The following is a 12,785-nucleotide window of genomic DNA, read 5'->3' as shown; positions in this document are numbered from 1 at the left end:
GGAGACATGCCGGAGGGCGATGTCGTCTGGCTGACGGCCCGGCACCTGCGCGAGGCGCTCGCCGGGCGGCGGCTGACGCGCTCGGACTTCCGCGTCCCCCGGTTCGCGACCGCCGACCTGCGCGGGCGGACGGTGCTGGACGCCGTCCCGCGAGGCAAGCACCTCCTCGTGCGCGTGGAGGGCGGGCTCACCGTCCACACGCACCTGATGATGGACGGACGCTGGCGGATCCGCCCCGCCGGCCCCGTGCCGCGCGACCACCGGGTGCGGCTCGTGCTGGCGAACGCCGAATGGCAGGCCGCCGGGTACTCCCTCGGCCTCGTCGAGCTGCTGCGCACCGCCGAGGAGGACAAGGCCGTGGGCCACCTCGGGCCCGACCTGCTGGACCCGGCGTGGAACGCGGAGCTGGCCGCCGAGGCGGTCGCCCGGCTCGGCGAGCGGCCCGGCCGGCCCATCGGCGAGGCGCTGCTCGACCAGACCCGCCTCGCCGGGATCGGCAACGTCTACAAGGCCGAGATCCTCTTCCTGCGGGGCGTCGGCCCGTGGACCCCCGCCGGGGACGTGCCCGACCTGCCGGCGATGGTGGAGCTCGCTCACCGGCTCCTGGACGCCAACAAGGAGCGGCACGGCCACATCACCACCGGCGACCTGGGCCGCGGCCGTGAGCACTGGGTGTACGGGCGCGCGGGCCGCCCCTGCCGGCGCTGCGGCACCCGCGTCGAGCGCGCCCCCCAGGGGGCGCAGGCGGGCGAGCGCGTCACGTTCTGGTGCCCGCACTGCCAGCCGTGACCACTCGCCGGGGGTCAGGCGGCCGTCACGGTGCCGTCCGCGACGGTCAGCGCCACCTGCGGGCCGCCCTCAGCGCAGTCCGGGCCGTTCGGAAACGTCGCCTTCGGGGTGACGTCGAGGCTCCGGTCGACGAGCACGCGGCCACCGCCGTCGCGGAGCTTGAGCGTCACCTGGACGGGCGCCTTCGGGAGGCCCTCCACCACGGCGAATCCGATCTTGCCTTCGTCGGGTGACGCGGAAGCCGCGCAGGCGGCGTCCGGTTCCTCGCCCTCACAGCCCAGGGGGACGCTCGTCGACGAGTTGCCAAGGCCGAGTTCGGGCTCCCGGCACGTCCCGTCCCAGCAGACCCGCAGCGACGCGGACGCGACGCGCGGCGCGTCGGGAGGCCGCACCGCGACGCTCACCCCGGGCGACGAGCCGAGCAGCGTGCATTCCGCGCCGGCGCCCTCCGCGCCGCAGGCGGCGACGGCGAGCAGCACGGCGCCGAGCGCCCCGGACGCCAGCAGCGAGGACCTCGTGGGCGGAACCCTCCGCGTATCGGCCATTCCTCATGATCCCCACAATCGGGACTGGCCGCGCGGAGAGCCGCGAAAAAGGCTCCGGCCCCGCCGGAGAGGGCGGGGCCGGAGCCTTGCTGTCACGGGAGCCGTCAGGCGCGCCGGACCGGAGCCGGGAGATGTCAGGTCTGCGCCTGGAACATCCAGTGCTGCTTCTCCAGCTCGGCGGTGATGCTGATGAGCAGGTCCTGGCTGACCTGGTCGGGCTCGTCGGTCGCCGCGATGCGCTCGCGGAACCGCTCGATCATCTGCGCGAGGAGGTTGGTGATCGCGGCGACGACCTTGTCGTCGTCGAGGTAACCGGCCTCCAGCTGCGCGATCTTGGTGCGGTCGGCGACCGTGCGGGAGCGGCCGTCGGGGTTCACCCCGAGCGCGACGGCGCGCTCGGCCACGTCGTCCTGGCCGGTCCGGGCGAGGGCCACGACCTCGTCCAGGTGCTCGTGAACGACCTTGAAGTTGCGCCCGACGAGGTTCCAGTGCGCCTGCTTGGCCACCAGGGAAAGATCGATGAGGTCGACCAGGGCGCCCTGTAGGGCATCCCCGACCACCTTCAGGTTCTCATCGGACAGCGGGCTCTTAACCGTCGCCATGGGTGGGCTCCTTCCGCATTGTTCCGGTATCCGTTACAACACCGGAACATCCCCCCGAATGCCCTGTTCATGCGTGAGACCGCGCACACCCGCGGCCGGGTCCGGGCATGAACAGGCCATGGGCGGGTCAGGCGGCCACCATGTCCGGCCGGAGCTCGCCGGTGATCTCCTCGGGGGTCTCCGGGATGCTCTCGGCCGAGATGCGCTCGTGCTCGGGCGCGCCCGCCATCACGGGCTCGTGCTGCAGCTCGGCGAGGGCCAGCTGGTCCGCGACGTCCCTCAGGACGTGCGACAGCGGGACTCCCAGGGCTTTGCAGATCGAGGAGAGCAGCTCGGAGGAAGCCTCTTTCTGCCCCCGTTCGACCTCGGACAGGTAGCCGAGTGACACCCGCGCCGCCGCGGACACCTCACGGAGGGTGCGTCCCTGGCGCAGCCGCAGCTGCCGCAGTACGTCACCGAGCAGCTGGCGAAGCAGGACCATCGTCTCGCTCCCTCCCTCAGTTCGGACCATCTGCCGGTTCCACCGTACCCGGCTTGACGGCGAGCATGGCAGACCGTTGATTTCGTGTTCGCTGGGAACGTAACGCTGTAATCACCCCAGATCTTCCCGGTCTGCCAGAGCCTTCCCGCTCGCGTCCGTCACGTCAAGCCCCAGCAAAACCCGTCTCAGCAGGTCAAGAGCGTGCACCACCGTCATCCGCCGGATCACCGGGCGGACCTCCGGCCCGGATTCCGGCACGGGGAGTTTCGGACTGGCCACGATGCGCGAATCTCCGGGTCCGGCCACGCCGATATAGACCGTTCCCACCGGCCGGCCGTCCTGCGGGTCCGGGCCGGCCACCCCGGTCACGGCGAGGCCGTAGGTCGCGCCCAGGCGCTCCTTCACGCCCGCGGCCATCGCGGCGGCCACGTCGGGGTGGACGGCCCCGTGCTCGGCCAGCAGATCGCCCGGCACGCCCAGGGCCCGCTCCTTCATCTCGGTCGCGTACGTCACCATCCCGCCCGCGAACGTGGCGGACGCCCCGGGGGCCTTGGTCAGCTCCGCGCCGATGAGACCGCCCGTCAGCGACTCCGCGGTGGCGACCGTCTCCGAACGCCCGGCCAGCAGGCGGTGGACGACGCGGTAGAGCGTCTCGTCCCCGGTCCCGTACACGGCCGAACCCAGCAGCACCCGCACGCGCGCCTCGACGCCCTCCAGCCGCGTCGCGGCGTCCTCGCCGGACACCGTGATCCGGACGCTCACCTCGGCGGGGTCGGGCAGGTAGGCGAGCTCGACCAGGTCCGCCTCCTCGACCTCGGCGAGGCGCGTCGAGACCTCCGACTCCCACATCCCGGCGGTGTGCACCACCCGGCGCGCGACCGCGGGCAGCCCGGCGGACCGGGTCAGCTCCGGCAGCACGACCTCGTCCATGATGGTGCGCATCTCGTACGGGACGCCGGGCAGCGCGTAGACGACCCCGCCGGGCAGCTCGACGCGCAGGCCGGGCGCCGACCCGGCCGAGTTGCCAAGTATCCGTGCGCCCTCGGGGACGTCCGCCATGCGCAGCGCCACGGGCTTCAGCTCGCGCCCGGCCCTGGCGACGCGGTCGCGGAGCCTCTGCTCCAGCCCGGCGTCCCGCAGGAGCGGGACTCCCGCCGCCTTGGCGAGGGCGTCCCTGGTCAGGTCGTCGTAGGTGGGGCCGAGCCCGCCGGTGCTGATGACCGCGTCGGCCCGGCCGAGCGCGGCGTCGACCGCCTCGATGATCACGTCGAGCCGGTCGCCGACGACCACGCTCCGGGTCACCTCGACACCGTGGTCGGCGAGCCTGCGCCCGAGCCAGGCGGCGTTCCCGTTGACCGTGTCGCCGAGGAGCAGCTCGTCCCCGACCGTGACCAGTTCGACCCGCATCGCGCCCCTCTCCTACCCCCTGCGGAGGCGGCCCGGGCTCCCGGGCCGGCGTCCCGAATCTACCGGCGCCCACCCCGCGGGGCGGCCCCCGGCGCTCGCCGGACGACGATCCCGGAGCCTCTCCGGTTGACGGAAAAAGCGACCGGTTGAGGACGCGGACGAGGTGTCTCGATCGCACCGGTCCAAACCGGACTTGATCCGTTTTCCCCGTTTCCGCGTCCCGGAAAAGCGGAGGCCGCGCATTGTGTCCTACGCCACGACGGCCTCCTCCACTGCGCGCATCGGAGCAGGTGGCGCAAGCACGCATCGGCACCGCATACCGTTGGCACCGGGTCGACGAATTCGCGAGTGCGCAGGTCACCATGTGAGTCAGAACTCATTCGCCCGATTCGTTAACCCGCCCTTTGCGGGGGATAATCGACCATCGCGGCGCCGCGAACGGGGCTGCGGGGCCACGACCGGGGTGGGCGTGGCCCCGCAGCCCGCCTTCTTCCACGGCCGGACGGTCGGGACGTCCCGGACTCAGGCGGTCTTGGCCGCGCCCCGCTGCCGCCACGCCTGGACCACGTAGTCCACGCCGGTGCCGACCGTGACGACGAGCGCGGCGCCCATCGCGGCCCAGCGGAGGTAGTCCAGCGGGCCGGGCAGCAGGTACAGGCCGATCGCGATCACCTGGAGCATCGTCTTCAGCTTCCCGCCCTTGCTGGCCGGGATGACGCTCCGCCGGATCAGCACGAACCGCATCACCGTGATGCCGATCTCGCGGACCAGGATGGCGGCCGTCACCCACCACCACAGCTCCCCCATCACCGACAGGCTGATCAGCGCCGCCCCGGTGAGCGCCTTGTCGGCGATGGGGTCGGCGATCTTGCCGAAGTCGGTGACCAGGCCGCGGGCCCGCGCGATGTCGCCGTCGATCTTGTCGGTGACGGACGCCACGGCGAACACCCCGAACGCCGCGAGGCGCCAGCCGGTGCCGTCCAGGAACAGCAGCCACACGAACACCGGGACCAGGGCGATCCGGAGCAGCGTCAGCGCGTTGGCGATGTTCCAGACACCGGCGGGCGGCGGGTCGTGCGAGCCCGCGACCGGGTCGGGGGTGCCGGCGATCACGACACGTCCGCGATCAGGTCCACGCCCTCGCTGCCGGTGACGCGCGCCGCGACGATCTCGCCGAGCGCGAGGCCCGCGCCGCGGACGAGGACGGTCCCGTCCACCTCTGGCGCCTGGTGCGCGGCGCGCCCCTCGACGTCGCCGTCCTCGGTCTTGTCCTCCAGCAGGACGTGGACCTCCGAGCCGACGCGGTCCTCGGCGCGCTGCGCGGTGAGCTCCTCGGCGAGGGTCGTCAGCTCCTCGACCCTGGCGGCGACCTCGGCCGGGTCGAGCTTGCCGTCCAGCTCGGCGGCCTCGGTGCCCTCCTCGTCGGAGTAGCCGAACACGCCGACCGCGTCCAGCCGCGCGGCGCTGAGGAACTCCGCCAGCTCCTCGAAGTCGTCCTCGGACTCGCCGGGGAACCCGACGATGAAGTTCGACCGCACGCCCGCCTCGGGCGCGAGCCGCCGGATCTGGTCGAGCAGCCCCAGGAACCGCTCCCGGTCGCCGAACCTGCGCATCGACCGCAGCACCGGGCCGCTCGCGTGCTGGAACGACATGTCGAAGTACGGCGCGACGCCCGGCGTGCCGCAGATCGCCTCGATGAGCCCCGGGCGCGTCTCGGCGGGCTGCAGGTAGCTGACCCGGACCCGCTCGATGCCGTCCACGGCGGCGAGGCCGGGGAGCAGCTTCTCCAGCGCCCGCAGGTCGCCGAGGTCCTTGCCGTAGGACGTGGAGTTCTCGCTGACGAGGACCAGCTCGCGGACGCCGTGCCCGGCGAGCCAGCGGGCCTCCTCCAGCACCTCCGCCGGCGGCCGCGACACGTACGCGCCGCGGAAGGCGGGGATCGCGCAGAACGTGCAGCGCCGGTCGCAACCGGACGCCAGCTTCAGCGGCGCGACCGGCCCGCCGCCGAGCCGCCGCCGCAGCACCCGCGGCCCGGACGCCGGCGCCACCCCGGCCGGCAGGTCGCCGGCGGAGTCGTCCCCGTGGCCCGGGATCGCCGCCCGCGCCGCCGACCGCTCGACCGGGCTGATCGGCAGCAGCGTCCGCCGGTCGCGCGGGGTGTGCGCGGCGCGGCGGCGGCCCGCCATGACGTCGTCGAGCCGCTCGCCGATCCCGGCGTAGTCGTCGAAGCCGATGACCGCGTCGGCCTCCGGCAGCGCCTCTGCCAGCTCCTTGCCGTACCGCTCGGCCATGCAGCCCGCGGCGACGACCTTCGCGCCGGAGTCGTGCGCGGCCAGCAGCGTGTCGATGGAGTCCTTCTTGGCCGCCTCGATGAACCCGCAGGTGTTCACGACGACCACGTCGGCGCCGTCCGCGCCCTCGGCCAGGTCCCAGCCCGCGTCTTCCATGCGCGCGGCGAGCTCCTCGGAATCGACCTCGTTGCGGGCGCAGCCGAGCGTGATGAGTGAGACCTTGCGGCGAGTCGACATGCCCCTAAGGTAATGGGCCCGGTGTCCCGAACCGACCAGCGACCCGAATCGACCGGCGACCCGAGATCGCACTCCGCGCCGTCAGGCGGGCTCGGGGTCGTCCCGGTCGAAGCTCAGCCGCTGCACGCCCTCGCCCTGGCCGGGCGAACCGAGATCCTTGCCGTTGACGGTCAGGTCGACGCTGCCGCCGACGCCGATCACGAGCCGGATCTCCCTCTTCGCCGACCAGTCCTTGACGTCGCCCTTGCGGAGCATGCCGCTGAACAGCGTCCGGCCCTTGTCGTCCTGGGCGTTCAGCCAGGTCGTGCGCTTGGCCTCGACCTGCACCTCGACCTTGGTGCGCGGCGCCGCCGCGACCGGGCCGCCGGTCTCCGGCGAAGGGGACGGCGCGGGCGCGGACGTCGACGGGGCGGGGGCCGGGGTCCCGGCGACCTGCTGGGCGGTGCGCCGCTCGGCGCCGCCGTCGTGCCCGATCACCTGGACGACGCCGTACACGACCACGAACGCGAGGGCGAGCGCCATCGCGGCGCTCCAGTTCGGCGCCCGGCGCTCCCGGAACGCGACCGGCTGCTCCGGCTCGAACGCCGACGCCGCCGACACCGGCTGCGGGGCGCCGCCGTGCGTCGCGTCGAACTCGGCGACGAGCGGCTCCGGGTCGATGCCGATGACGCGGGACACGCTGCGGATGTGCCCGCGGGCGTAGAAGTTGCCGCCGCAGAAGGAGAAGTCGTCGGCCTCCATGCCGCGGATCACGGTCTCCCGTATCCGCGTCTGGAGGCTCACCTGTGTCACCGTGAGACCCGCCCGCTGACGTTCCTCCGTCAAGGTCTCACCGATGGTCACGCCGGGCCTCCAGGGCAGTCGTACGCCGAACTCCTGCGACACCAGTCTAGGAACGGCCATGCCCGCTGGGCGACGGGCGACACGTTCGAAACAGGGCAAGATTTCGCATCATTCCGCCATGCGTCGGCATTCACCGGGCCGGTGCGCACCGGCCCCTCCGCGGCCCGCGGGTCAGCCGCCGCCGCGCAGCTCCGCGAGCACCCCGGGGAGATCGTCCGGCTTGGTCAGCACGTCCCGCGCCTTGGAGCCCTCGCTGGGGCCGACGATGTCGCGACTCTCCATCAGGTCCATCAGGCGCCCGGCCTTGGCGAACCCGACGCGGAGCTTGCGCTGGAGCATCGACGTCGACCCGAACTGGGTCGACACGACGAGCTCGATGGCCTGGACGAGCAGGTCCATGTCGTCGCCGATCTCTTCGTCGATCTCCTTCTTCGGCGCGCCCGCCGCGGCGACGTCCTCCCGGTAGCTCGCCTCCATCTGCCCCTTGCAGTGCTCGACGATGCCGCTGATCTCCTTCTCCGCCACGTAGGCGTTCTGGATGCGCATCGGCTTGCTGGCGCCCATCGGCAGGAACAGCGCGTCGCCCTGCCCCACGAGCTTCTCGGCGCCGGGCTGGTCGAGGATGACGCGGCTGTCGGACAGCGACGACGTCGCGAACGCCAGCCGGGACGGCACGTTCGCCTTGATGAGGCCGGTGACGACGTCCACCGAGGGCCGCTGCGTCGCCAGCACCAGGTGGATCCCGGCGGCGCGGGCGAGCTGGGTGATGCGGACGACCGAGTCCTCCACGTCGCGCGGCGCGACCATCATCAGGTCGGCCAGCTCGTCCACGATGACCAGCATGTACGGGTACGGCGTGTAGACGCGCTCGCTGCCGGGCGGCGCAGTCAGCTTGCCCGCCTTCACCGCCTTGTTGAAGTCGTCGATGTGCCGGTACCCGGACGCGGCCAGGTCGTCGTAGCGGCGGTCCATCTCGCCGACGACCCAGTCGAGGGCCTCGGCGGCCTTCTTCGGGTTGGTGATGATCGGCGTGATCAGGTGCGGGATGCCCTGGTACATCGTCAGCTCGACCCGCTTGGGGTCCACCAGGATCATCCGGACCTCGTCGGGCGTGGCGCGCATCAGGATCGAGGTGATCAGCCCGTTGATGCACGTCGACTTGCCCGCGCCGGTCGCGCCGGCGATGAGGATGTGCGGCATCTTCGCCAGGTTCGCCACGACCGTGCGGCCCTCGACGTCCTTGCCGAGCCCGACGATCATCGGGTGGTGCTCGTTGGTCGCGGCGGGCGAGCGCAGCACGTCGCCGAGGCTGACGATGTCCTTGTCGGTGTTCGGGATCTCCACCCCGATCGCCGACTTGCCGGGGATCGGGGAGATGATCCGCACGTCCGCGCTCTTCACCGCGTAGGCGATGTTCTTGGTCAGCGCGGTGACCTTCTCCACCTTCACCGCCGGGCCGAGCTCGATCTCGTACCGGGTGATCGTCGGGCCGCGGGTGAACCCGGTGACCTGCGCGTCGATGTCGAACTGCTCCAGCACGCCGGTGAGCGCGTTCACCACCGTGTCGTTGGCCTTGGTGCGCGCCTTGGTGACGGTGCCGGGCCGCAGCGCCGAGGGGTCGGGCAGCACGTAGATCTCGCCGGACGACGACAGCGGCAGCTGCTCGGAGCGGCGCGGGCCGGGCGACGGGTCCGGGACCTCGGGGACCGGAACGTCCCCGCCGGGGCCGTGCTCGGCCGCGTGCTCGTCCGCCGGAGGCTCGTCCGGTGGGAGCTCGTCGTCCCCGGGCGGCGCCGGCGGCGGGACGTCCGACCGGAACGGGTCCGGCTCGAACAGCTCGTCGGCGAGGTCGCGCCGGGTGCGGGCGGCCGGCTTCGGCTCGTCCTCCAGCAGCGGCGTGTCGTAGGGCCTGGAGTGCTCCCCGACCTCCAGGTCGTCCGGGGCCTCCTCGTCGGGCTTCTTCTTCCGGCGGCGCTTCTTCGGCGCCTCCGCCTCCTCGTCGCCGGCCTCGCCGTCACCGGTCTCGCGCCGCGGACGGCCCTGCAGCGTGGCCACGGCCCACAGCTCGGCGCACCGCTCGGGGACCCGGTTGATGGGGGTCGCGGTGACGACGAGCAGCCCGAACCCGGACAGGAGCAGCAGCAGCGGCACGGCGACCCACCCGCTGAGCGCCGCCTCCAGCGGCGCCGACACGAGCCAGCCGACGACGCCGCCCGCGTCGCGCACGCCCTCCATGTCCGCCGCGGGCGACGGGATGCCCGCGGCGATGTGCAGGATGCCGAGCACGCCGACGGTGAGGGCGGTCATGCCGATGACGACGCGCCCGGTGTCCTCGTGCTGCTCGGGGTGGCGCAGCGTTTGCCACGCCAGCAGCGCCAGCAGCACGGGCAGCGCCATCGCGATGATGCCGAGCCCGCCGCGCGCCACCTTCTCCAGCGCGATCGTGACGACGCCGTCCGGCCGGAACCAGGTGACCGAGGCCAGCACGATGGACGAGCCGAGCAGCGCGAACCCCAGCCCGTCGCGGCGGTGCTCCGGGTCGAGGTTGCGGGCGCCGTCGCCGTAGGCGCGGAAGACCGAGCCCACCGCGACGGCCGCGAGCAGGTACAGCCGGAACAGCAGCTTGAAGAACCCGAGGACCGCCTGGGAGATCGGGTCGGGCTTCTGCGGGGGGCGCCCCCGGCCCGTGCCGCGGCCCCCGCCCTTCCCGGTGCCGGTCGGCCGCTTCCGGGGGGTGGACCGTGCCGCGGGCTTGCGGGCCGCGTTGCCCCCCGCACGCGAGGAGGACCGCTTCGCGCCCCCAGACGTACGTGTGGCCATGGTTACGAGAGTAACCAAGGACCCCGGAAACTCCCGGGATGGCGACGGGCGTGTTGGCGGCCCGGTGCCAGGGAACGGGCGGCCGCGGGACGCGCGGTCCCGCGGCCGGCCCGTGCCGGGTCAGACCTCGACGACCACCGGGATGATCATCGGGCGGCGGCGGTAGTTGTCGCTCACCCACTTGCCGACCGTGCGGCGGATCACCTGGTGGAGCTGGTGCAGGTCGTTCACGCCGTCGCCGGCGGCGTCCCGCAGCACGTCCTCGATCCGGCCGATGACCTCGTCGAAGTCCTGGTTGAGGATGCCGGCGCCGCGGGCGTGCACCTCGGGGCCGGCGACGAGCTTGCCGGACGTGGAGTCGATGCCCACGACGATGGAGACGAAGCCCTCCTCGCCGAGGATGCGCCGGTCCTTCAGCGAGGTCTCGGTGACCTCGCCGACCGACAGGCCGTCCACGTACACGTATCCGGCGGGCACCGCGCCGACGATGCGGGCCCGGCCGTCCACGAGGTCGACGACGACGCCGTCCTCCGCGATGACGATCCGGTCGTCCGGCACGCCGGTGAGCGCGGCCAGCTTGGCGTGCGCGCGCAGGTGCCGCCACTCCCCGTGGATGGGGATGAAGTTCGCCGGCTTCGTCACGTTGAGGACGTACAGCAGCTCGCCCGCCGACGCGTGCCCGGACACGTGCACCAGCGCGTTGCCCTTGTGGACGACGCGCGCGCCCCACCGGGTGAGCCCGTTGATGACGCGGTTGACCGCGGTCTCGTTGCCCGGGATCAGCGACGACGCCAGCATCACGGTGTCGCGGTCGGTGATGCGGATCGAGTGGTCGCGGTTCGCCATCCGCGACAGCGCCGACATCGGCTCGCCCTGCGAGCCGGTGCACACCAGCACCAGCCGGTCGCCGGGGATGTTGTCCAGCTCCTTCTGGTCGACCATGATGCCGTCGGGCACGCTGAGGTAGCCGAGCTCCCGGGCGACGCCCATGTTGCGGACCATCGACCGGCCGACGAAGCACACCTTGCGGCCGTTGGCGACGGCCGCGTCGAGGACCTGCTGGACGCGGTGGATGTGCGAGGCGAAGCAGGCGACGATCAGCCGCTCCTGCGCGGTGCGGAACACCTCGTCCACGACCGGGCCGATGTTGCGCTCGCTGGTGACGAAGCCCGGGACCTCGGAGTTGGTCGAGTCCGACATCAGCAGGTCGATGCCCTCGGCGCCGAGCCGGGCGAAGCCGGGCAGGTCGGTGAGCCGGCCGTCCAGCGGCAGCTGGTCCATCTTGAAGTCGCCGGTGTGCAGGACCAGCCCGGCCGGGGTGCGGATGGCGACGGCCAGCGCGTCCGGGATCGAGTGGTTGACGGCGAGGAACTCGCAGCCGAACGGCCCGAGGTCGCGCCGCTCGCCCTCCTTGACGACGTCGGTCACCGGCTTGATGCGGTGCTCGGTGAGCTTGGCCTCCAGCAGCGCCAGCGTCAGCTTCGAGCCGATGATCGGGATGTCGCGGCGCTCGCGCAGCAGGTACGGCACGGCGCCGAGGTGGTCCTCGTGGCCGTGCGTGAGGACGACCGCCTCGATGTCGTCCAGGCGGTCCCTGATGTATTCGAAGTCGGGCAGGATCAGGTCGACACCGGGCTGCTCGGTCTCGGGGAACAGGACGCCGCAGTCCACGACGAGCAGCCGGCCGGCGTACTCGAACACGGTCATGTTGCGGCCGATCTCCCCGAGGCCGCCGAGCGCGACGATGCGCAGGCCGCCGTCGGGCGGTGCGGGCGGGTCCGGCAGGTCCGGGTGAGGATGACTCACCGGGCGACCTCCGGGATGGTTGCCTCGGGCACTTTGACTCCCCCAATCGTGAGGTCTTCACGCAGTCGCGCCGCGAACTCCGGCGTGGCCTCCACCAGCGGCGCGCGGAGCGGGCCGCCTCCGGGGAGGCCGAGCAGGTTCAGCGCTGCCTTGACGGCGATGGCGCCCTGCGTACGGGTCATGATGGCGGTGACCACGGGAAGCAGCCGCCGGTGGATCTCCAGCGCGCGCCCGTGGTCGCCGGCGCGGTGTGCGTCGATCATCTCATGGAGCTCGATACCCACGACATGCCCGACGACGCTGACGAACCCCGCCGCGCCGACCGAGAGCCAGGGCAGGTTGAGGTTGTCGTCGCCGGAGTACCAGACGAGGTCGGTCTCCACCATCACTCTCGACGCGCCGAAAAGGTCGCCCTTGGCGTCCTTGACGGCGACGATCCGCGGGTGCTCGGCGAGCTGCACCAGCGTCTCGTTCTCGATCGGCACCCCCGCGCGCCCGGGGATGTCGTACAGCATCGCGGGCAGCCCCGTCGCGTCGGCCACGGCCGTGAAGTGGCGAACGAGGCCCTCCTGCGGGGGCTTGTTGTAGTAGGGCGTCACCACGAGCAGCCCGTGCGCGCCGGCGGCCTCGGCCTGCCGGGCGAGTTTCAGGGTGTGCTCGGTGTGGTTGGTCCCGGCACCGGCGACGATCACGGCGCGGTCGCCGACCGCCTCGATGACCGCGCGCAGCAGCTTGGTCTTCTCGTCGTCGCTCGTCGTCGGCGACTCGCCGGTCGTCCCGTTGACGACCAGGCCGTCGTGGCGCCGCTCGTCGACCAGGTGGGTCGCGAGGCGCGCGGCGCCGTCGTAGTCGACGCCGCCGTCCGGCAGGAACGGAGTGACCATGGCGGTCAGCATCCGTCCGAACGGAGCGTCAGGTGATGTGCTGGGTGCCATGCACCGAACGGTACCGCTCCGGCCGCGCA

11 protein-coding genes are annotated in these 12,785 nt (G+C 72.6%); 1 reads left to right on the top strand and 10 read right to left on the bottom strand.

The features are described 5' to 3' along the window. The first annotated feature begins 6 nt into the window (after nucleotides 1-6). A complete protein-coding gene (locus tag E1200_RS02955) occupies nucleotides 7-789 on the top strand; it encodes a DNA-formamidopyrimidine glycosylase family protein (protein WP_131950201.1) in 783 nt (260 codons plus the stop codon). A 14-nt stretch (nucleotides 790-803) separates the two neighbouring features. On the opposite strand, the gene E1200_RS02950 is transcribed toward E1200_RS02955, so the two are convergent. The 10 genes from E1200_RS02950 to dapA all read right to left on the bottom strand — a co-directional run bounded on the left by E1200_RS02950 (nucleotide 804) and on the right by dapA (nucleotide 12,756). After that, nucleotides 804-1,334 carry a hypothetical protein gene (locus E1200_RS02950; RefSeq protein WP_131950200.1) on the bottom strand — a complete coding sequence of 177 codons (531 nt, stop codon included), beginning with the start codon at nucleotides 1,332-1,334 and terminating at the stop codon, nucleotides 804-806. Between the two features lie 134 nt (nucleotides 1,335-1,468). Further along, on the bottom strand, nucleotides 1,469-1,936 hold the full coding sequence (locus tag E1200_RS02945; RefSeq protein ID WP_131950199.1) for a DNA starvation/stationary phase protection protein: 468 nt from the start codon (nucleotides 1,934-1,936) through the stop codon (nucleotides 1,469-1,471). A 127-nt stretch (nucleotides 1,937-2,063) separates the two neighbouring features. Beyond that, on the bottom strand, nucleotides 2,064-2,417 hold the full coding sequence (locus tag E1200_RS02940) for a helix-turn-helix transcriptional regulator (RefSeq protein WP_131950198.1): 354 nt from the start codon (nucleotides 2,415-2,417) through the stop codon (nucleotides 2,064-2,066). A gap of 111 nt (nucleotides 2,418-2,528) precedes the next feature. Further along, nucleotides 2,529-3,824: a CinA family nicotinamide mononucleotide deamidase-related protein gene (locus E1200_RS02935; RefSeq protein WP_131950197.1), complete on the bottom strand. Its 1,296-nt coding sequence runs from the start codon at nucleotides 3,822-3,824 to the stop codon at nucleotides 2,529-2,531. Between the two features lie 522 nt (nucleotides 3,825-4,346). Further along, nucleotides 4,347-4,937 carry a CDP-diacylglycerol--glycerol-3-phosphate 3-phosphatidyltransferase gene (gene pgsA / locus E1200_RS02930; RefSeq protein ID WP_131950196.1) on the bottom strand — a complete coding sequence of 197 codons (591 nt, stop codon included), beginning with the start codon at nucleotides 4,935-4,937 and terminating at the stop codon, nucleotides 4,347-4,349. Further along, entirely contained in the window at nucleotides 4,934-6,352 is a 1,419-nt protein-coding gene (gene rimO, locus E1200_RS02925; protein ID WP_131950195.1) for a 30S ribosomal protein S12 methylthiotransferase RimO, read from the bottom strand. The genes pgsA and rimO overlap by 4 nt, the downstream gene beginning before the upstream one ends. 81 nt (nucleotides 6,353-6,433) lie before the next feature. Then, nucleotides 6,434-7,255: a helix-turn-helix domain-containing protein gene (locus E1200_RS02920; protein WP_279483650.1), complete on the bottom strand. Its 822-nt coding sequence runs from the start codon at nucleotides 7,253-7,255 to the stop codon at nucleotides 6,434-6,436. Nucleotides 7,256-7,366: 111 nt separating this feature from the next. Continuing rightward, a complete protein-coding gene (locus tag E1200_RS02915; RefSeq protein ID WP_207933114.1) occupies nucleotides 7,367-10,015 on the bottom strand; it encodes a DNA translocase FtsK in 2,649 nt (882 codons plus the stop codon). Between the two features lie 120 nt (nucleotides 10,016-10,135). Next, a complete protein-coding gene (locus E1200_RS02910) occupies nucleotides 10,136-11,821 on the bottom strand; it encodes a ribonuclease J (RefSeq protein WP_131950193.1) in 1,686 nt (561 codons plus the stop codon). After that, nucleotides 11,818-12,756: a 4-hydroxy-tetrahydrodipicolinate synthase gene (gene dapA / locus E1200_RS02905; protein ID WP_131950192.1), complete on the bottom strand. Its 939-nt coding sequence runs from the start codon at nucleotides 12,754-12,756 to the stop codon at nucleotides 11,818-11,820. The genes E1200_RS02910 and dapA overlap by 4 nt, the downstream gene beginning before the upstream one ends. Nucleotides 12,757-12,785 lie beyond the last annotated feature (29 nt).

The sequence above is a fragment of the Actinomadura sp. GC306 genome, from assembly GCF_004348665.1.
Classification (GTDB): Bacteria; Actinomycetota; Actinomycetes; order Streptosporangiales; family Streptosporangiaceae; genus Spirillospora.
This window is presented reverse-complemented; position numbering and strand designations above follow the sequence as displayed.